Here is a 19,485-nt window from a genome sequence, read left to right on the forward strand (position 1 = left end):
CACTTTATTAGTTGTCCTCGGGATTCCATGGCTTTTCGGTAAAAGGCGGTTGGACAATTGTCCGACGGCGGTTCTTTACGCGTCGGTAAGTCTTAGGCTCGGGCTATGCGCCGAGCAAAAATCGTCAGCACCCTGGGTCCGTCCACCGATTCGTACGAGCAGATCAAGACGCTCGTAGAGGCGGGAATGGATGTCGCCCGGTTCAACATGAGCCACGGCACGCACGCCGAGCACGAGGAGCGCTACCACCGGGTGCGCGCCGCCGCCGAGGAGACGAAGCGGAATGTGGGGGTGCTCGCGGACCTTCAAGGTCCGAAGATCCGACTGGGGCGTTTCCAGGAGGGGCCTGTACTCCTTGAACGGGGCGATGAGTTCGCCATCACCGTCGAGGACATGGAGGGTGACCGCTCGATGTGCGGCACCACCTATCCGGGGCTGGCCGCCGATGTCACGGCCGGCGAGCGGATCCTGGTGGACGACGGCCGGGTGACGCTGGAAGTCACCCGTGTCGAGGGCTCCGTGGTGCACACGATGGTCATCGAGGGCGGCATGGTCTCCGACCACAAGGGCCTCAATCTGCCGGGGGTCGCGGTCTCCGTGCCCGCGCTCTCCGACAAGGACGTCGAGGACCTGCGCTGGGCGCTGCGGATGGGCGCCGACCTGATCGCGCTGTCGTTCGTGCGCAGCGGGCACGACATCAAGGAAGTGCACCGCGTCATGGCGGAGGAGGGCCGCCATCTGCCCGTCCTCGCCAAGCTGGAGAAGCCGCAGGCGGTGGCGAACCTGGAGTCCATCGTCGACGCGTTCGACGGCATCATGGTCGCCCGCGGTGACCTGGGTGTGGAGATGCCGCTGGAGCAGGTGCCGCTGGTGCAGAAGCGCGCCATCAAGCTGTGCAGGCGGAACGCCAAGCCGGTGATCGTGGCGACGCAGATGCTGGACTCGATGATCGACGCGTCCCGCCCCACCCGCGCCGAGGCCTCCGATGTCGCCAACGCGGTGATGGACGGCACCGACGCGGTGATGCTCTCCGGCGAGACCAGCGTGGGGAAGTACCCGATCGAGACGGTGCGGACGATGAGCCGGATCGTCGAGGCGGCGGAGGAGGACATCCTCGCCAAGGGGCTGCCGCCGCTGACCCAGAGCAGCAAGCCGCGCACCCAGGGCGGTGCGGTGGCCCGGGCCGCCGCGGAGATGGGTGACTTCCTCGGCGCCAAGTACCTGGTGGCCTTCACCCAGTCCGGGGACACGGTCCGCCGGCTGTCCCGCTACCGCTCCCCCATCCCCGTGCTGGCCTTCACCCCTGACCCCGCGACGCGCTCGCAGCTCAATCTCACCTGGGGGGTGGAGACATTCCTCGGCCCGATGGTGCAGACCACCGACGAGATGGTGGACCAGGTCGACGAGATGCTGCTGAAGCTGGGCCGCTGCGACCGCGGCGACCTGGTCATCATCACCGCCGGCTCGCCGCCCGGCGTCCCCGGCTCGACCAACCTCGTGCGGGTGCACCGGCTGGGCGAGGAGGACTCCTGAGGGCCCACGCGTTCTCGGACGCGCGCACCTGACTGTGACCCGGGCCGCCTCCTTGCGGCCCGGGTCAGCTGTTCTGCTGCCTGCCGTTGCCGGCCATCTGCTCGTGGTGGCGGATCACCTCGGCGATGATGAAGTTCAGCAACTTCTCGGCGAAGGCCGGGTCGAGCTTGGCGTCCTTGGCCAGTTCGCGCAGCCGGGCGATCTGCCGGGCCTCGCGGGCCGGATCGGCCGGGGGCAGATTGTGGTCGGCCTTGAGCCGGCCGACGCGCTGGGTGCACTTGAAGCGCTCGGCGAGCATGTGCACCACGGCGGCATCGATGTTGTCGATGCTGTCGCGCAGCGCGGTCAGCTCCGCGCGTACCGACTGGTCGGGCTGCGCGGTGGTGGCGGGCCGCGCGTTCTCGCTACTGCTCATCGCCCGAGCTTATCCGGCCTCCCCGGCCGGGCCGCACGGATCTTGCGTACCCGGCAATGAGGGCTGCGCTTGCCCACCCTGCGCCCTGGGGGCACCTCCCGGACGGAGTCTGGGGGAGCAGACTGCCCAAGCGCAGTGCAGGGTGCGCGGCCTAAGAGCGGACGCGGGGGATCATCGGCGGGTGGTCCGGGTCGGGAACGCGGGTGGCGTAGCCGCCGGGGACCTTGCGGGACTGGGTGGCGCGGAACTGGACGGGCGGGGTGCCCACGCGGCGCGTGAAGAGCCGGGAGAAGTACGCCGGGTCGTCATAGCCGATCCGGCGAGCGACCGTGGAGACCGGCAGATCCGTACCGGCCAGCAACTCCTTCGCCCGACCGAGGCGGATGCCCAGCAAATAGTCCTTCGGACTGCACCCGGCACTGCGCCGTACGGCGGCGCGCAGTTCGGCGGGAGTCATCCCGGACCGCGCCGCGTGGTCGGCGACGGAGAGCGGGAGGAAGGCGTCGCGGGCCAGGGCCTGCAGGACGGGTGCGCCGTCCGCCGTGGTGTCGGCGCGGGCCCGGCGCAGTGCGACGAGGAGTTCGTGTACAGCGGCTGCCGCCTCCACTTCCAGCAGCGGGTTGCCGGGCCGCGCCGAGCGGGCGATCCGGGCGATGGCGGCGCGTGCCGGGCCCGCGTCGGTGAGCGGGACGAGGGGGCGGTGCGGTTCTATGCAGCCCAGTTCGGTGTAGGCGGTCACGGCGGAGCCGGTGAAGTCGACGAAGCTCTCGTCCCAGCCCTCTTCGGGGTCGGCGCCGAAGTGGTGCCGTACGCCGGGGGTGAGCCACAGCAACGCGGGGGCCACCACCTCCCGTCGCTGTCCTTGCGGGTCGTCCGGGTCCGCGTACCAGCCGCGGCCGCCGCTGATGACGATGGCGACATGGTGGTCGAGGGTGCGGGGGCCGACCGGGGGCAGCGCACCGTGCTGCATGCCGACGCCGAGACAGACCAGGCCGAGCCGGTGGTGTACGGGGCCAGGGGTGAAGTACCGCATCCAGCACTGGTACCGGTGCTCGGCCACCGCATGCGCTCCCCTCACTCGTTCAGGGCAGCAGCGTACGGTGATCACCCCGGGCGGGTCACCGGTGCGTCAGCGGCGGGCTCCCGTCACCTTCGCACCCGCGTCACCGTGAAGGTGTCCAGCACGAACTCGGCCTTGCCGTCGTCGCCGACCTTGCGCAGGCCGACCCATGCCTCGCCGTCCTCGGGGGCGGTGAACTCGTAGCTGTGGGTGACCGGTTCGGTCGCCACCGGCAGCGGGGTACGGTCCAGCTCGCGCGGTTCCGGCGCGTCGGCGCCGGTGATCCAGGCGTACTGGCCGGCTTTCTCGTTCTCGTAGCGAAACGAGACCCGGTAGGTTGCCCCGGGCTCGAACCGGACGGTGTGCGGGACGGTGCGGTAGACGAGCCCGGTGTTCTCGCCACGGGACTTGAGGGACTCGCCGCCGTCGATCACGTCGTCGACCGCCTTGCCGTTCCAGCCGCGCTGGGTGTAGGGCGCGTGCCGCTGGGCGATATGGGTGCGCGGATCGGTGGAGCCGCCCGCGTCGCCCTTGACGAACGGCCCCCAGCCCTGCGGTACGTGCTCGAAGTCCTCGTACACCAGGGCGCCGCGGCGGCGGGATTCGGTGCCGCGGACGACGCGGACGTGGTCGAAGCGGACCGGTACCTCGCCCTTCCCCACCGTGAGGGCGAGGGTGACCGGTCCGCCGGCTTCGGGCACGGTGAACCAGGTCGTCATCCGCTGGAACCGGGTGCCTTGTTTGAGGTCGGCCGCGACGTGGTTGGTGGCGGTTGAGGTCTCCGTCCAGTTCTCGGCGGTGACGCCGTCGGCGGTACGGACGGTGAGCGCGGCGCGGCGCCGGTGGCCCGCCTCGGTGCCCACCTGCACCTGTACGGAGGCCGCGTAGGTGCCGGGCTCCAGGCGGGCCAGCCGCTGGCTGACGGAGGCGGGGCCGCCGGGGGCGAGGACGAGTTCGTCGTCGCCGCGCTCGCTCGGCTGAACGCGCGCCGCGCCCTTGACGGTCCACGCCGCGAGGTTGCCCGCGTGGAAGCAGGGGTCGGCCAGCGGGGTGCCCTCGCCCCAGCGGGGGTCGCGCGGGGCGGGCGCGGGGGTGCGGCGCACGACGTAGGGCTGCCCGGGCTCGGCGGACAGGGTGACCTTGCCGCCGGAGACGGCCACCTGCCGCACCTTCCCCCGGCCGCGGGCGGACAGCGGGTAGACGTACACCGTGCCGGTGCCCGCCCAGCCGGCGGGCAGCCGCCAGGTGGTGCGTCCGCCGCGCGGGTTGTAGTGGTAGAGCTTCTCCGGATCGGTGGCCCTGCGGGGCTCCCAGGGCAGCAGATAGGTGCCGTCGTCGTAGACCGGCCGGCCGTCGGTGGTGATGCGGCGCTTGCCGTCGGCGTCGGTGACGGAGGTGGCTTCGGCGCCCTCGAAGGTGATCTCGTGTGCGGTCCAGCTGCGGATGGGCCTGGCCTGGAGGTACTTGGCGGGCAGGCTGTGAGTCCAGATCAACTTGTAGAAGGCGTGCCAGTCGGTCTTGCCGCGCCAGCCCTCGTGGTTGCCCATGCGGGGCGCGCCCAGCAGCGTGGGCCACTTGTCGGCGAAGACGTCCTTCTGGTGGTTGCGGATGAAGCGGATGAGGCGGGAGTTGATGCCCCGGGAGGTGTCGGGGCCGTAGTCGGGCTCGGTCGCCCAGTGCGACCACAGCGCGGAGCGTTCGAAGCCGTGGCCCCATTCGGTGGTGAGCTGCCAGCCCTGGTCGCGGAGGGCGCGCTGGAGGCGGTCGGAGGTCCAGCCGGATTCGCGGAAGACATCGATGTAGAGGGAGTTGAGTCCGTCGTCGGTGTCCTCGCGCAGGTTGCGGAAGCGTTCGACGATGTCGCCTGAGACCAGGTCGCGACGCTGGTCGATGCGGTACGACTGGTCGAGCCAGTCCCACTGCTCGTTCGTCTTGTCGACCAGGGTCTCGGAGAAGGCGTGGGCGACCGGGTACGACTCGGTGGCATTCACGTGCACCGCGAAGTCGCAGTTCCACTGCTTGCCCTTGGCCAGCAGCGTGTTGAGGTCGGTGAGGCCGCCGGCGCGCTTGTTGTAGTTGCCCGCGTAGTCGGGGTGCGCGGAGTCGTGGCCCTCGGACTGGTAGCCCTTGAGCAGGGTGAACTGGCGCAGCCCGTCGGTGGCCAGATGGATGCGCTTGACCTGGTCGAGGGTGGCCAGGAACGGGTTGGTGGCCTGGCTGGCGAAGTTGAACGGAATGTGCGGCACCACCCGCAGATGCTGCTCGTCGGCGCCGTGCGGGTCGACCATGATCTCGCGCATCGCGATGGCCGCGTCCTGCCAGTCGGCGACCCCGTCGCCGTTGCGGTCCCGGGTGACGATGACGGTCACGTACGGCAGCGGCTCGGTCTGGTCCGGCCCGGCGGTGGCGGCGCGGTGGGTCCACTGGCCGCAGGTCAGCCGGGCCGCCACGGCGCCGTCGGCGTCGACGGTCTGCCGCCACAGCCGTCCGTTGTCCCAGTCGGCGCCCTTGGTCGCGGCCGGCTTGTCGTAGCTGGTGTTGGTCTCGATGGCCGCAGCGAGGTCACCGGTGGCGACGACCGCGTAGGCGCAGCCGACCGGTTCCGGATCGGTCTTCGTACTGCTGGTGAGCTCGATCAGGGTGTCACCGCTCTTGGCCTTGTCCAGCTCCACCCTGGCCGCGTACAGCACCGGGGCCGGCTGCTGGTCGGAGCTGACGGAGAGGAACGCCAGCCCGGGGAGCTGGAGTGTGCCGATGCGGCCGGTGGCGCTCTCCTTGATACGGGTGACGCGCCAGTGCACCTGACGGTCCTCGGCCTCGATCCGGACGGTGAGTTCGGTGCCGGTGCCGAGGCTGAGGGTGTAGGTGATGCCGCGGCTGTCGGCGCCGGGCTCGCTGCTGACCCGGGGGGTGTGCTCCTCGCCGTCGATGAGGAGGGTGCGGACGGGGTGCTGCTGGGCGTGCAGGGTCTTGCCGGTCTCCCGGTCGGTGTAGCCGACGATGCGGGGGAAGGCCGTGTCGACGGTGACGTCGAGGGCCGGGGTGCGGAGGGTGTGGGTGCGGGGTGCGCCGCTGGTGCGGGGTGCGCCGCTCGCGGGCGCCGGGAAGGCGAGGGTGCCGAGTACGGTGCCGGCCCCAGCCGCGCCTGCCGCCACCACCGACCTGCGGGTCACGCCACGGGTCACGTCGCTGGGCGCGTCCGCGCTCGCCCGGCTGCTCGCCTCGCCGCTCGCCATGGTTCCGCCTCCGCTCGGCTGTCGCCCTCCGGTTCGACGCCCCGGTGTCGCCTTCCGGTTGGACGCCCCAGCCTTGGCGAGCGGGCAGGCGGCTGCCTATGGACAAGTGTGCGGGGTTGTTGGACTTCCGGTGCCGCCCGGTGCGTCCTGTTCGCAGCGGTGCGGCGCGTCCTGTTCGAGCTGGTGGATCAGGACGCCCTCGCGCAGCGCCCAGGGGCACAGCTCCAGCGTCGTCACGTCCAGCAACGTCATGGTGGTGTGCGCGACGAGGGCGCCGGCCAGTGCCTGGCCGGCCCGGGCCGGTGAGATACCGGGCAGCTCGGCGCGTTCGGCCGCCGGGAGCCGTCGCAGTCTGTCCAGCTCCGTGCGCAGCCGGCCGCGCTTCAAGTACCGGGGGGTGAACGGGCCCTCGCGCCCCGGCGCAGCCCCGCACAGCCGGGCGAGCTGATGCAGCGTGCGGGAGGTGGCCACGGCGGTGTGCGGCCGCTCCCACCGGATCCGGGCCGTGACATCGCGCAGCTGGTGCCGCACCTGACGCCGTACCGCCCGCAGTTGCTCGGGCGGGGGCGGGTCCGCCGTGCCGAAGTGCTCCCGGGTGAGCAGCCCCGCTCCCAGCGGGACCGAGACCGCGAGGTCCGGCACTCCCGAGCGGCCGAAGGCCACTTCCACGGAGCCGCCGCCGATGTCGAGCAGCACCATGGGCCCGGCCCGCCACCCCATCCAGCGCCGCGCGGCGAGGAACGTCAGCTCGGCCTCCCGCCGCCCGGACATGATCCGCAACTCCAGCCCGGCGCGCTTGCGTACGGCTTCCACGATCTGGCTGCGGTTGGGGGCCTCCCGGACGATCGCCGTCGCGAAGGCGGTCAGCCGGGCCACGCCCCAGGAGCGGGCCTCCTCCTCGGCCGCCGCGGTCGCCTCGGCCAGCCGCTCCACCGCGTACTCGGGCAGCCGGCCCTCGCTGTCCACGTCGTCGGCCAGCCGCAGCCGGTATTTGACGGTGTGCACAGGGAGCGGCACCGCCCCGTCGGCGTCGGCTATCTCCAGCCGTACGGTGTTCGAGCCGACATCCAGGACACCCACGCGCACACCGCACCTCCCGCCGACGGAAACTCCTCCCCTCGCCTGCCCGCGGCCCGCGGGGCCGTGGGGCCTGCGGGCATACGGGGGCCGCGGGACGGATGTCCCGCGGCCACGGCCGTCAGACGGTGAGCACGCGCCCGGGCGCGTGCGGGCGTACGGTGCCGTGTCCGTACCCGGCGGCACGGTGGCGTTCCATGGTGGTGCAGCAGTTGCTCATGGCTTCCAGTCCGGCCCGCACCTCGTCCCCGGCCAGCCCGGTGTGCTGGGCGATCCGTTCGACGGTGGGGGACTCGGCCCGGGTCGTACGGCTCAGTTCTCGGACAGCGGCGCGCACCTTCTCGCGCAGCTCGCGCGCCTGAGGGGACGTGTACACGTCCAGGGCGCGGTCGCGAACGTGACGGTGGCGTGCGGCGCACATAGGAACTCGCTCCTCCCGGTCTTGTGTTTCCCGGCAACCGCGGGAGGCGGCTTGTGGCGACACACCCGGGGCGACCGTTCGCGGCCACCTCCCCGCGGATGTGCCTGTCCTCCCAAGCACCTGGCGTTTCGTATTACCGACAGTACCGTCCGCAAACCCCGGTGATCGCAACTTTCCCGGGAGAGCAACGGTTGCCGGTGGTGGGAAGTGCCCGGGGTGCGGAAGTGCTTGGGGTGTGGAAGGGCCCGGGGTGCGGGAGTGCCCTGGGTGCGGCAGTGCTCGCGGCGCGGAAGTGCCCGGGTGCGGTCCGGGGTGCGGGGGTGGCCGGCGGTCACCGCTTGCCCGGCGGTGCGGTGGGGGCGGCGTTATCGTGGCGGTAGGCCGCGCGCTGGGGGTGTGGGATGGGTGGTTCGGTGACTGACCCCGTGGAGCGGGGCTTTCCGCACCTGGAGACGGTGCGCGAGGCGATCACCGCGCTCTACCGGCGGATGTCGGCCGATTCCGTGCGCGGCTTCGACACCAGCGTCGCCCCGGGTGATGTCGCCTTCGCGGACGCCGACGATCTGTATCTGGGCGCCCAGCGGGTCGCAGGTGTGCTGGTGCGGCATCTGCGGCTGCCCGAGGCGCGGGTGATCGTCAGCTTCCGCGAGATGACGCACGCGGCGAACGTCGAACTGACGGCCGGACCCGAGTACTTCATCGAGCTGAACGCCCGCTTCAAGAAGCACCGCAACGACATCGGCGCGGCCCTCGCCCACGAGGTCACCCATGTGTGGCTGCACCGTCTCGGGCTGGCCTTCGACGGCACCCGCGCCAACGAGATCCTCACCGACACGGCCACCACCTACCTCGGCGCCGGCTGGCTGCTGCTGGACGCGTTCCGGCAGGACGCGCTCACCTCGCAGAAGCTCGGCTACCTCACGCCGGAGGAGTTCGGCTACGTACTGGCCAAGCGGGCGCGGGTCTTCGCGGAGGACCCGGCGATCTGGTTCACCAGTCCGCAGGCGTACGAGGCGTATGAGCGGGGGCGCCGGATGGCGGCCCGCGACGAGGAGGTGCCGCCGCTGTCCGGGGCGCCGTGGCTGGAGCGGCGCCGCTATGTGAGGGAGCGGCGGCATGGGGCGAGCGGCGGTGCCGCGGGTGCCGGTCCCGGCGGTGGCGCGGGGTACGCATTCGAGCCCGGTGACGGTGCGGGGCTGCGGGTGTCGTTCCCTTGCCCCACCTGCCGGGTGCGGGTCCGGGTGCCGGTGCGGGGGCATGTACGGGCGCGGTGCGGGCTGTGCGGGGCGGTTTGGTCGTGCGACACGTAGTTGGGTCCTCGCTTGGGCTGGCGAGGGGGGTGCCCCTTGCTGGAGTACGCAGGCTGCGGGTGCGGTGTGGTTGCTCGCGCCCACGCGGCGGAGCCGCACATGAACACAGCCCCGCGCCCCTTCGGGGCGCGTCCCCCGTCAGCGGCGTTCCGTGAGGGAGAGCAGCGCGGCGGCCAAGGTGAGGGCGACCGCGAGGGTGAGGGGAAGGGGGAGGGCCGTGCCGATGATGGTTCCGGCGAAGGCGGTTCCCGCTGATCCGGCCGTGATCTTCAGTGCTCCCACCCAGACGAATATCTGGCCGCGTGCGGCCGGGGGCGCGTACTCGCTGCGGGCGGCGAGCGTGGCCGCGAAGAAGCAGGCGTTGGCGATTCCGGCCGCCGCGTAGGCGGCGACGGCGATCGGGAACGAGGGGGCCAGGGCGACCAGCACCAGGGTGCCGGCGACAAGCGCGGCGAGCCGGGTCATCAGCCCGTCCGCGTCCGCACGGGCCGGGCGGAGCATCACGCCCGCGGAGCCGGGGAGGTTGCCCAGTCCGTAGGCGGCGGTGAGCACACCGGCGGCAGCGGGCCCGACACCCAGTGCGCCGGCGCCGGCCACCGCGGTGACGGGCAGCGCTGCGACGCCGAAGGCGACCGTCACGGTCAGGTACAGCGTGCGGCGCAGCGGCCCCGAGGTGAGGATGCCGACGAGGGTGCGTCCGGGCTTCGGGACGTCGGAGGCGGCGGCCGGGGGCGGGGCGTAGGGGAGGAAGCGGACCACGGCGGCGGCCAGGAACGTCCCCCCGGCGAGGACGAGCGCGGCCACCAGGGGTGAGGCCCAGGCGGAGACCGCCGCGACGACGGTGGGGCCGACCGTTCCGCCGATGCCGTACGTCGCCACGTCCCAGCCCTGGGCGCGGCGTTGGCGCTCCCGGCCCTCCCCCGCGATGGCGGGAAGCCGGCTGCTGATCCCTCCGGTGAGCAGCGGGCCGACCAGTCCGGAGGCGATCAGCAGTACGGCGGTGACGACCGGAATGGTGACGGGGTAGAGCAGTACGGCCGCCGCCAGGGTGCCGCCGTGCACCATGCACGCTGCGGCGATCACCTTGCGGCCGTCGCGTGCGGTGTCGAGGACCCGCGCGACGAAGGGGCCCAGCAGATGGGGCGCCGTGATGCAGGCGCCGAGCAGTCCGGCCAGCCAGCCCGGGCCGCCGCTGGTGGTCACCAGCAGCACGATGGCCACCACCGCACCACCGTCGGAGGCCCTGGCCAGGGTCGCGGCGATGATGTAGCGGGCCAGACCGCCCCAACCCGGCACCGCCGCCGCGGGCGGTGCCGATGACGGCCCTGTTGCCGGGGCCCAGGCAGCGGACGCCGACGCTGTGGTGTCCCGCTCTCTCACGAGTTCGGACCCAGCTGTTCGAGGAGTTCGGTGACGCGTGCCCGGTCCTGGGTGCGCAGTCCGCGCAGTGGCAGTGGGAGGCTGTCGGGCGGGGTGAGGCCCAGCTGGGCGGCGGCTTCGGCGACCACGCGCAGCGAGCCGTGCCGGGCGAAGAGTTCCCAGAGCGGCTGGAGCCGCCGGGACTCCGCCAGCGCCCGGTCGGCGTCGCCGGACTGTACGGCGCGGGTGATGGTCAGTGCCGGTCCGGGGAGGGTGCCCGCGATCACCGAGTACCAGGCGTCGCACCCGGCGTTCAGTCCGGTGGCCGCGAAGGCGTCGCCGCTCACGCCGATGGTCACGGTGCTGGGCAGGAGCTGCCGCAGCTGCTGGACGCGGGCGCGGGCAGCCGCGGGGTCGGCCGGTACGCCGGGGATCTTGACGGACGCCACCTGTGGCAGTTCCGCCACCCGCGCGTACAGCTCGTCGGTGAACGTGAAACGGGTGGTGGCCGGGTTGTCGTAGACGACCAGGGGGACCGAGAGGTTCGCCGTGACGTCCTCGAAGAGCCCGAACACCTCGTCCTCGGTCAGCGGCTGGTAGGACACCGGTGCGAGCAGCACCCCTGCCGCGCCCGCGCGCTGGGCGTCCTCGGCCGCCTGGAGGACGTGCCGGGTGCGCAGCGCGCCGATGCCCACGACCACGGGGGTCTCGTCGGCGTTCTCCACCGCGATACGGGCGGCCCGAGCCCGCTCCTCGCGGGTGAGGTAGGCGTAGGAGCCCGTGGAGCCCAGTGCCCCGATCGAGTCGACACCGGCAGCGGCGAGTCGGCGGACCAGTCCCGCGTAGGCCTGCTCGTCGATGCCGTTGTCGGTGATCGGGGTGAGCGGGAAGGCGCTCAGGCCGGTGAACATGGGCTTTTCTCCCTGGTTGCGGCGAGTGATGGAACGTCAGGACATGACCCGTGCGAGGTCGGCGGCGAACACCTGGGCCTGCTGGGGTGTGAGGGTGGCCGTCGTGACCCGGATCGCCGAGGCAGTGCTCCTGGTGACCGCGAAGTCCGCTCCCGGCCGTACGGCCCATCCGCGTTCCGCCAGCGCTTCGACGATCCGCCGGGTGCGACCGGGCAACGGGATCCAGACGTTGAGTCCGTCGCAGCGGTCGGCCACGGTGATCCCGTTCTGCCGCAACGCCTCGATCAGGCTCCGGCTGCGCGTGGCGTACGCGTCGCGGGCGCGCTGGAGCAGTTGCGCGGTCCCGGGGTCGGACAGCAGGCCCGCGACGACGTGTTGGAGGAGGTGGCTCACCCAGGCGGGATTCAGCCGCGCCTCCAGCCGAGCCGCTGTGGCCGGGTCGGCCAGTACGAACGACAGGCGCAGGTCGGGGCCGAGGAACTTCGAGACGGACCGCAGCAGGGCCCAGCGGGGCGCGGACGGCGGGGTGATCCGGTGGTACGGCTGTGCGGAGACCGCCGAGAAGTGGTCGTCCTCGATGACCAGTACGCCGGGGAAGTCGGCCAGCACCTCGCGCAGTTGCCGGGCGCGGACCGCCGACAGTGCGGCACCGGTGGGATTGTGCGCGCGGGGGGTGCACACCACCGCGCGCGCTCCCGCCACCAGGGCGGCGCGCAGACCTTCGGGGTCCATGCCCTCGGCGTCGATGGGTACGGGCACCGGGCGGAAGCCGTTCGCGCGTGCCGTCCCGATGCTGGACAGGAAGCAGGGGTCCTCGACGGCCACCGCGTCGCCCCGGGCCAGATGGCTGTTCAGACAGCGTTCGACCGCATCGAGCGAGCCGTGGGTGAGAACCAGCCGGTGCTCGGTCTCCACGTCGGGACTCATCGCCTGCCGTGCCCAGTCGGCGAGGGCGCCGCTGACCGGTTCGTGCCCGTACAGCGGGGGTTCGTACCCCTGGTAGGCGGCGGTGACATCCGGCAGGAACTCCCGCGACGGATTGCCGTCGGCCAGATTCACCAGCGCCGACGACACCGCGAACCCCTCGCCGTCGACGGCCGGCACGCCCAGCACGACCGTGCCTCCGCGGCGGCGGCTCTCCACCACGCCCGCTGACCCCAGCTGCGCATACGCGGCGGCGACCGTGTTCCGGTTCACCCCCAACTCGGCAGCCAGCGTGCGGATCGGCGGCAGCGCGGCACCTGTGGCCAGGGCTCCGGTCTCGACCAGTTCCCGTACCGACTCCGCGATCTCCGCCGCGTTCGCACCTCGGATGCGTCCGTCCATGGATCGCAGCTTACGGGAAATGTCCTATGACACAAACGGTTTTCTGCTCCCCTGCTCCCACGGCGGGCAGCGGGCCAGGCCATGGCGTAGGTTCGACGGCATGGCTCCTTCGATCGCTACCAACACCCGGGTCGGACTCGATGAACTGCTGGAGTTCGTACGACCCCGGCACCGGGCCATCCTGCTGACGCGGCGGGAGGACGGCACACCGCAGGCGTCGCCGCTGACGTGCGGGGTCGACTCCGCGGGCCGGATCGTCGTCGCGACATATCCGGAGCGCGCCAAGACGCACAACGCGCGGCGCGACGCCCAGGTGAGCGTGCTCGTGCTGTCCGACGAGTGGAACGGGCCCTGGGTGCAGATCGACGGAGCGGCCGAGGTGCTGGATGTGCCCGAGGCGGTGGAGCCGCTGGTCGAGTACTACCGCGTCATCTCCGGCGAGCACCCGGACTGGGACGAGTACCGGGCGGCCATGCTGAAGCAGGGCAAATCGCTGATCCGGGTCACCCCGCGCCGCTGGGGCCCCATCGCCAAGGGCGGCTTCCCAGCCCGGCTGGCCTCCTGACCCGTACCCGGCATGGGGGGGCTGCGCTTGCCCACCCTGCGCCCCTGGCGCAGACTGCCCAAGCGCAGCAGGGGGTGGGGTGGGACGCGCCCCGTCAGGGGCGCGGGGAACTGCGCGACCAGCCACAACACAAACCGAAGCCCGCATACGTCGGACAGGGGCACCCCCCTCACCGGAACAACGTCAGATGCGGGGCAAGATCCTGCGCGGCCTCAACGCCGTAGGCACCCCGCAGGCGGGCCAGGAACGCGGTCCGGTCCAGGGTGTAGGTCTGGGTGCCGGTCACCTCCAGCGCGGTGGTGGCCAGGGCGCTGCCCAGTTGAGCCGCGCGTGCGTGGCCCAACTGCCGGGCGAGGCCCGCGAGGAAGCCGGCGCGGAAGGCGTCACCGGCGCCGGTGGGGTCGACGGTGGCGGACGGCCCCAAGGGCACCGCGGGTACGTCCACGGGGCAGATGCCCGCCTGCTCGATGTGCACCCCCTCGGCGCCGCGGGTGGTGACCCAGGTGCCGACGCGGCCGAGGATCTGCTGCTCGGTCCAGCCGGTGCGCTCCTGGAGCAGCACCGCCTCGTAGGCGTTGGTGAACAGATACGCGGGCCCGGCCAGCAGCGCCCGTACACCGTCGCGGTCCATGACGGCGAGCTGCTGGGAGATGTCGGCGGCGAACGGGACGCGCAGCTCGGCGCATTCGCGGGTGTGCCGCAGCATCGCCTCGGGATCGTCGGGGGCGATGACGACCAGGTCGAGCCCGCCGGTACGCCGGGCGACCTCCAGCAGCGAGATGTCGCGGGCCTCGCTCATGGCGCCCGGGTAGAACGAGCCGATCTGGTTGTGGTCCGCGTCGGTGGTGCACACGAAGCGGGCGGTGTGCCGGCTGGTGCTGACGTGCACGGAGTCGGTGTCGACGCCGTGTTCCTTGAGCCACAGCTGGTAGTCGGCCCAGTCGCTGCCCGCGGCGCCGACCAGTACGGGGGTCAGTCCGAGTCTGCCGAGGCCGAAGGCGATGTTGGCCGCGACGCCGCCGCGCCGGATCTCCAGCTCCTCCACCAGGAAGGAGAGCGAGACCGTATGCAGGCTGTCGGGCAGGAGTTGCTCGCTGAACCGGCCGGGGAACGTCATCAGATGGTCCGTGGCGATCGAACCTGTCACGGCTATGCGCACGGGAATTCTCCTTGCTCGGATGGGAGCGCTGTCGAAGGGGGTCAGACCGCGTCCGCGCCGGGGCCGGGCGGATGGCCGCTGCGGGCGCCGAACCACTCGATCCAGTTCATCGCGAAGAACACGTCTCCCGAGATCTTCAGCCGCCCGCCGACGAACGCGTCGGTGCCCTTCAACTCCCCCACCGCCAGCGCGACCAGATCGGGCAGCGCCACGCCGATGGTGGCGTCGGGTGCGCCGTCGAGTGCGCCGCCCAGCGTGGACTCGGGCGTGCTGGACGTGGTGCAGGCGCCCTGGGCGACGGCGACGTACCGGTGGCGGACGCCGAGCGGGGTGTCGATCTCGTAGTGGAAGACACCGGAGGCGAGCGCGGCGCGCTCCGGGCTGAACCGGGCGCGGAACCACTCGAAGACCAGGTCCAGCAGCGCCTCCACCTCGTCGGGCGGCGGCGAGGGGGTGGCTGCCGCGCGGGAGCGGACGATGTTGCGCAGCTGGTGGAACATCGCCTCGCGCGCGGTCACGACGCCGCCTCCGCACGGCCGCCGCGCACCGTGTGTTCGAGCAGTACGGAGGCGTCCTTGTCACCGTCGCCTGCCGCGTTGACGTCCACGAAGCGTTCGCGTACGGAGTCCAGGACGGGCAGCGGCACTCCGGCCACCGCCGCGTCGCCGAGAGCGAGCCGGAGGTCCTTCTCCATCAGCGTCGAGCGGAAGAACGCCGGCTCGTAGGCACCCTTGCGCATCAGTTCGGCGCGGAAGCGCAGCACCACCGAGCTGAAGCCGCTCTCCGCGACGGAGGTCAGCAGCCGGTCGCGGTCCAGCCCGGCAGCGACACCGTAGGCCACCGCCTCGGCGAGGGAGGCGACCTGCGCGCCGAGCAGCAGATTGAAGATGAGCTTGAGGGTTGCGGCCGTGCCGGGCGCTCCGAGGTGGACGACCTGCGCGCCGAGCGCGTCCAGGATGTCGCCGACCCGGGCGATGTCCTCCTCGTCGCCGCTGGTGTAGACGCGCAACTTGCCCTCGCGGGCCTGGAAGGGGTTGCCGACGACGCATGCCTCCACCCGGCGCAGCCCGCGTCCGGCGAGCCGTTCGGCGCACTCGCGGGCGTAGCCGGGCGAGACGGTGGAGGTGTCGATGACGACGGCTCCAGGTGCCAGGACATCGGCCACCTGACCGAACAGCACCTCCTCGACGGCGGCTTCGTCGGCCAGGCTGAGCAGTACGACCGAGCGGCCCTTGGCGGCCTCGGCGGGGCTCGCGGTGACGGTGGCGCCTGCTTCGGCCAGCGGCGCGGCCTTGGCGGCCGTGCGGTTGTGGACGGTCAGCGCGCGTCCCGTGTCCAGCAGCCGGTGCGCCATGCCGCCGCCCATGTTGCCCAGACCGATGAAGGCCAGCGGCTCGCCGCCGGGGTCGCCGGGAGCGGGGTCGGCGGGGGTCGCGTCCCGGGGTGCTTCCGGCGCGGGCGGTACCTCGTACACGGTCTCGGTGACGATCATCTCGCCGCCGGTGCGGAACGGTTGGAGCCTGCGCCGGTTCTCGACGTGAGCCTCGCTCAGCTCGAACGTACGGAAGGAGGACTCGTCCGCCCAGTCGGTGAGGACGTAGTAGACGTTCTCGTCCTCCACCGAACGCACCAGCGTCTGGCCCCGGTTGGCGGGCTCGCGCGCGATGCCGGTCGCCACGTGGCGCCAGGTGTTCTCGAACTCCTGGCGCTTGTTCGGGTGGATCTCCATCCGCAGCATGACGCGGAACGCTTTCATTTGCCCGCCTCCAAAGCGTGGGCCTGCGGCCGCAGCCGCGGGGTACGCCCTACACCGTTGCCACCGGCGCTCGACATCTGATCGAGCCCCGCTTCGGGAGGGCCCGGTCCCCGTTGTGCCGGTGAGGGGTGCCCCTGCCTCTCGCTTCCGGGCTGCGGGTGGTTTGGGGTTGCTCGCGCAGTTCCCCGCGCCCCTTCGGGGCCCGCTCTAGTGAGCGCCGACCCCTCTCCTAGGGCGCTGGGTCACCGTCTGCTCGTCAGGAGTCGGCGGCGGAAGGGTTTGGGGCTGCGATGCGGGTACTGTTCACGACCTGGGCCTGGCCCTCTCATCTGTACGCACTCGTGCCGCTGGCGTGGGCCTGCCGTAGTGCGGGACATGAGGTGCTGGTCGTCAGCCAGCCGGAGCTGCTGCCGCTGATCGAGCGGACCGGACTGCCGGGCGCGGCCGTCGGCAAGGACGTCGACGGGGTCGGCATGGTGCGCGGCTATGTGCTGCCCAGCAAGGACGACCCCACCGGTGACCAGCGGGCACCGCGTGGCGGCAAGGGGCCGCGGGCGCTGCGGATGTTCACCGCGCACGCCGACTCGATGGTCGACGGGGTGACGGAGACGGCCCGCAGATGGGGCGCCGACGTGGTGGTGTCCGAGCCGACGGCGCTGGCGGGCCCGCTGGCTGCCGCCGCCACCGGGATTCCGGCCGTACGGCTGCTGTACGGCGCCGATCTGATGGCGCGGGCCCGCACGCTGCTGCCGGAAGTGCTGGCGCAGCTGGCCGAGCGGGTGGGCGTGGACCCGGCGGGCTACCACCCGTTCGGGGACTTCACCATCGACCCCTGCCCGCCGGGCTTCCAGGCGCCGGCTCCGGCCGAGCATCCCCGGCTGGCCATGCGGTACGTGCCGTTCAACGGGCCGGGGACACCGCCCGATCCGCCGCTGCCACCACCGGCGCGCGGACACCGCAGGGTCGTGATCACCTGGGGGCACACCATGGCGCGGCTGGATCCCGCGCTGTTCCTGGCCGGGCACGCCGCGCGGGCGCTGGCCGGGCTGCCCCGTACGGAGCTCGTGCTGGCTGTCACCGCAGCGCAGCGACCACTGCTGGGCCAGGTGCCCGACGGAGTGCATGTGACGCTCGACGCGCCGCTGCACACGCTGCTCGGCAGCGCCGATCTGGTGGTCGCGCACGGCGGCGCCGGCACCGTACTGACCTCGCTGCGCGCTGGCCTGCCGCTGCTGCTCGTTCCCCAACTGCCGGACCACGCGGGGCATGCGGCACGCGTGCTGGCGACCGGCGCGGGTGAGGTGCTGACGCGGGACGAGGCGAGCACCGAGCGGCTCCGCGCGGAGGCGGCGGCGCTGCTGGACGGCGAACAGGCCGCCGGGCGGCGCGAGGCGGCGTGGACGCTGCGGGACGGCATGCTGGCGCAGCCCGCGCCCGCCGAGGTCGTCGGCGAGCTGGAGAAGCGGGTGGTCGCATGTGCGGCATAGCGGGCTGGATCGACTTCGCGCGGCAGATGAGCGAGGAGGGCAGCACCGTACGCGCCATGGCCGGCACCCTCGCCAACCGCGGCCCGGACGACGAGGCGGTGTGGACCGACGCCGACGCCGCGCTCGGCCACCGCAGGCTCGCCGTCATCGACGTCGACGACTCCACCCAGCCGATGACCGCCGAGCACGACGGACACACCCTCGCGGTGCTGGTGCACAACGGCGAGGTCTACAACTACCGCGAGGTGCGGCAGCAGTTGACGGCGCTCGGCCATCGGTTCCGTACCGCTGGTGACACCGAAGTCGTACTGCGGGCCTACCTGGAGTGGGGCGAGGAGTGCGCGCGGCGGCTGGACGGGATGTTCGCGTTCGCCGTGTGGGATCCGCGCCGCAGGCAGTTGCTGCTGGCCCGCGACCGGCTGGGCATCAAGCCGCTGTACTACGCGCGCACGGCGCACGGTCTCCTCTTCGGCTCCGAGCCCAAGGCGCTGCTGGCACACCCGTCGCTGGAGTGCGTGGTCGACGCGGAGGGGCTGGCGGAACTGCTGGCCTACATCGCGACGCCGGGGCACGCCGTCTACCGGGGTATCAGGGAACTGCCGGCCGGGCACACGGCGGTGCTGCGGGAGGGCGCCGGTGGTGCGGTGCTGAGCGAGTCGCGCTACTGGTCGCTGCCCAACCATGAGCACCCGGACACGCTGGAGCGCACTGTCGAGACGGTGCGGGGGCTGCTCCAGGAGTCGGTCGTCGGCCATCTCGTCTCCGACGTACCGCTGTGCACACTGCTGTCGGGCGGTGTCGACTCCAGCGCGCTGGCGGCCTTCGCGGCCCGCTCCGGCGCCGGACGGCCGCGTACTTTCGCCGTGGACTTCGAGGGGCACACGGAGCGGTTCCGCAAGGACTTCTGGCACGAGGACCCGGACGCGCCCTACGCCGCCGAGGTCGCCCGGCATGTGGGCACCGACCACGAGCCTGTCGTGCTGCGCACCGCCGATCTGGCCGACCATGTGGTGGACGCGGCGGCGCTGCGTGCCCAGGATCTGCCCCGGCCGATCCCCGACATGGACCGCTCGCTGTATCTGCTGCTGCGTGCGGTACGGCAGCGCTCCACGGTGGCGCTGATGGGTGAGGTCGCCGACGAACTCTTCGGCGGCTACCAGTCCTTCCGGGACCCCACCCTGGTGGACACCGCCAACTTCCCCTGGGTGACGATGGGGCTGCGTGTCGCGCCGCACGGGATGAGCACCGGGCTGCTGGACCCCGGGCTGCTGCGGAAGATCGATGTGCCGGGCTACTCGGCGCAGCGCTGGTCGGAGACGGTCGCGGAAGTGCCGGACGTGCCGGGCGAGTCGGAGACCGAGCGGGTCATGCGGCGGGTCGGTCACGCGCATCTGACGCGCTGGCTGCCGCTGCTGCTCTCCCGCGACGACCGGCTGAGCATGGCCGTCGGGCTGGAGCTGCGGGTGCCGTACTGCGACCACCGGCTGGTGGAGTACGTCTACAACATCCCCTGGGCGATGAAGACGGCGGACGGCCGCGAGAAGAGTGTGCTGCGTTCGGCCGTCGCCGACCTGCTTCCCGAGTCGGTGACCCAGCGCCGTAAGAGCCCCTTCCCGATCACCCAGGACCCGCACTACGGGCAGGTGCTGCGACGGCGCTTCGACGCGGTCGTCGCCGATCCGGCCAGCCCGGTGCGGCCGCTGCTGGACGGTCCCGCCTGTGCTCAGCTGGCCGCCGAGGACCGGCCGATCGCGGTGGACGGGTGGGGCGAGCGCCGCAACGTGGAGATGGTCCTCCAGCTCGACGCCTGGCTGCGCCACTACCGCGTCCGGCTGGACCTGTGAGAGCGGACGGAGAGGACGGAGAGGTC

16 protein-coding genes are annotated in these 19,485 nt (G+C 72.2%); 5 read left to right on the forward strand and 11 right to left on the reverse strand.

The window, feature by feature from the left end; genetic code table 11:
- Positions 1 to 105 precede the first annotated feature (105 nt).
- A complete protein-coding gene (pyk, locus tag ACQEU8_RS26280) occupies positions 106 to 1,533 on the forward strand; it encodes a pyruvate kinase (protein ID WP_433105243.1) in 1,428 nt (475 codons plus the stop codon).
- A 64-nt stretch (positions 1,534 to 1,597) separates the two neighbouring features.
- Here the strand turns inward: pyk and ACQEU8_RS26285 are convergent, their stop codons facing one another.
- The 5 genes from ACQEU8_RS26285 to ACQEU8_RS26305 all read right to left on the reverse strand — a co-directional run bounded on the left by ACQEU8_RS26285 (position 1,598) and on the right by ACQEU8_RS26305 (position 7,742).
- Positions 1,598 to 1,948, reverse strand: coding sequence for a chorismate mutase (locus ACQEU8_RS26285; RefSeq protein ID WP_433105245.1), 351 nt, complete (start codon positions 1,946 to 1,948; stop codon positions 1,598 to 1,600).
- A gap of 151 nt (positions 1,949 to 2,099) precedes the next feature.
- A complete protein-coding gene (locus ACQEU8_RS26290; protein WP_433108724.1) occupies positions 2,100 to 2,981 on the reverse strand; it encodes a helix-turn-helix domain-containing protein in 882 nt (293 codons plus the stop codon).
- A gap of 113 nt (positions 2,982 to 3,094) precedes the next feature.
- The gene (locus ACQEU8_RS26295; protein ID WP_433105247.1) at positions 3,095 to 6,244 is read right to left on the reverse strand and encodes an endo-alpha-N-acetylgalactosaminidase family protein; all 3,150 of its coding nucleotides are present in this window, start codon (positions 6,242 to 6,244) and stop codon (positions 3,095 to 3,097) included.
- 96 nt (positions 6,245 to 6,340) lie between these two features.
- Positions 6,341 to 7,330 (reverse strand): Ppx/GppA family phosphatase, encoded by a 990-nt coding sequence (locus ACQEU8_RS26300; protein WP_433105249.1) that lies wholly within the window; start codon positions 7,328 to 7,330, stop codon positions 6,341 to 6,343.
- A 112-nt stretch (positions 7,331 to 7,442) separates the two neighbouring features.
- Positions 7,443 to 7,742: a hypothetical protein gene (locus ACQEU8_RS26305; RefSeq protein ID WP_433105251.1), complete on the reverse strand. Its 300-nt coding sequence runs from the start codon at positions 7,740 to 7,742 to the stop codon at positions 7,443 to 7,445.
- 401 nt (positions 7,743 to 8,143) lie between these two features.
- Here ACQEU8_RS26305 and ACQEU8_RS26310 point away from each other — a divergent pair, with 401 nt between their 5' ends.
- Positions 8,144 to 9,052, forward strand: a complete 909-nt coding sequence (locus ACQEU8_RS26310) for a hypothetical protein (protein ID WP_433105253.1) — start codon at positions 8,144 to 8,146, stop codon at positions 9,050 to 9,052.
- A gap of 138 nt (positions 9,053 to 9,190) precedes the next feature.
- Here the strand turns inward: ACQEU8_RS26310 and ACQEU8_RS26315 are convergent, their stop codons facing one another.
- From ACQEU8_RS26315 to ACQEU8_RS26325, 3 genes are read right to left on the reverse strand one after another with little or no spacing between them, the layout of a single operon-like run.
- A complete protein-coding gene (locus tag ACQEU8_RS26315; RefSeq protein WP_433105255.1) occupies positions 9,191 to 10,432 on the reverse strand; it encodes an MFS transporter in 1,242 nt (413 codons plus the stop codon).
- Positions 10,429 to 11,322 carry a dihydrodipicolinate synthase family protein gene (locus tag ACQEU8_RS26320; RefSeq protein ID WP_433105257.1) on the reverse strand — a complete coding sequence of 298 codons (894 nt, stop codon included), beginning with the start codon at positions 11,320 to 11,322 and terminating at the stop codon, positions 10,429 to 10,431. The genes ACQEU8_RS26315 and ACQEU8_RS26320 overlap by 4 nt, the downstream gene beginning before the upstream one ends.
- A gap of 36 nt (positions 11,323 to 11,358) precedes the next feature.
- The gene (locus tag ACQEU8_RS26325) at positions 11,359 to 12,648 is read right to left on the reverse strand and encodes an aminotransferase class I/II-fold pyridoxal phosphate-dependent enzyme (protein ID WP_433105259.1); all 1,290 of its coding nucleotides are present in this window, start codon (positions 12,646 to 12,648) and stop codon (positions 11,359 to 11,361) included.
- A 100-nt stretch (positions 12,649 to 12,748) separates the two neighbouring features.
- On the opposite strand from ACQEU8_RS26325, the gene ACQEU8_RS26330 reads away from it, so the two are divergent.
- Positions 12,749 to 13,213 (forward strand): PPOX class F420-dependent oxidoreductase, encoded by a 465-nt coding sequence (locus ACQEU8_RS26330; RefSeq protein ID WP_433105261.1) that lies wholly within the window; start codon positions 12,749 to 12,751, stop codon positions 13,211 to 13,213.
- A gap of 169 nt (positions 13,214 to 13,382) precedes the next feature.
- On the opposite strand, the gene ACQEU8_RS26335 is transcribed toward ACQEU8_RS26330, so the two are convergent.
- From ACQEU8_RS26335 to ACQEU8_RS26345, 3 genes are read right to left on the reverse strand one after another with little or no spacing between them, the layout of a single operon-like run.
- Positions 13,383 to 14,372 carry a carbohydrate kinase family protein gene (locus ACQEU8_RS26335; RefSeq protein ID WP_433105263.1) on the reverse strand — a complete coding sequence of 330 codons (990 nt, stop codon included), beginning with the start codon at positions 14,370 to 14,372 and terminating at the stop codon, positions 13,383 to 13,385.
- Positions 14,373 to 14,413: 41 nt separating this feature from the next.
- Complete coding sequence (locus tag ACQEU8_RS26340; RefSeq protein WP_433105265.1) at positions 14,414 to 14,890, reverse strand: SCP2 sterol-binding domain-containing protein; 477 nt, start codon at positions 14,888 to 14,890, stop codon at positions 14,414 to 14,416.
- On the reverse strand, positions 14,887 to 16,128 hold the full coding sequence (locus ACQEU8_RS26345; RefSeq protein WP_433105267.1) for an NAD(P)-binding domain-containing protein: 1,242 nt from the start codon (positions 16,126 to 16,128) through the stop codon (positions 14,887 to 14,889). Before ACQEU8_RS26345 ends, ACQEU8_RS26340 begins: the two co-directional genes overlap by 4 nt.
- 290 nt (positions 16,129 to 16,418) lie before the next feature.
- On the opposite strand from ACQEU8_RS26345, the gene ACQEU8_RS26350 reads away from it, so the two are divergent.
- Positions 16,419 to 17,615, forward strand: coding sequence for a nucleotide disphospho-sugar-binding domain-containing protein (locus ACQEU8_RS26350; protein WP_433105269.1), 1,197 nt, complete (start codon positions 16,419 to 16,421; stop codon positions 17,613 to 17,615).
- Positions 17,603 to 19,459: an asparagine synthase (glutamine-hydrolyzing) gene (gene asnB, locus ACQEU8_RS26355; protein ID WP_433105271.1), complete on the forward strand. Its 1,857-nt coding sequence runs from the start codon at positions 17,603 to 17,605 to the stop codon at positions 19,457 to 19,459. The genes ACQEU8_RS26350 and asnB overlap by 13 nt, the downstream gene beginning before the upstream one ends.
- Positions 19,460 to 19,485: the final 26 nt, after the last annotated feature.

Origin of the sequence: Streptomyces sp. CA-250714 (genome assembly GCF_050936705.1) — a bacterium.
In the GTDB taxonomy this organism is placed as follows: Bacteria; Actinomycetota; Actinomycetes; order Streptomycetales; family Streptomycetaceae; genus Streptomyces.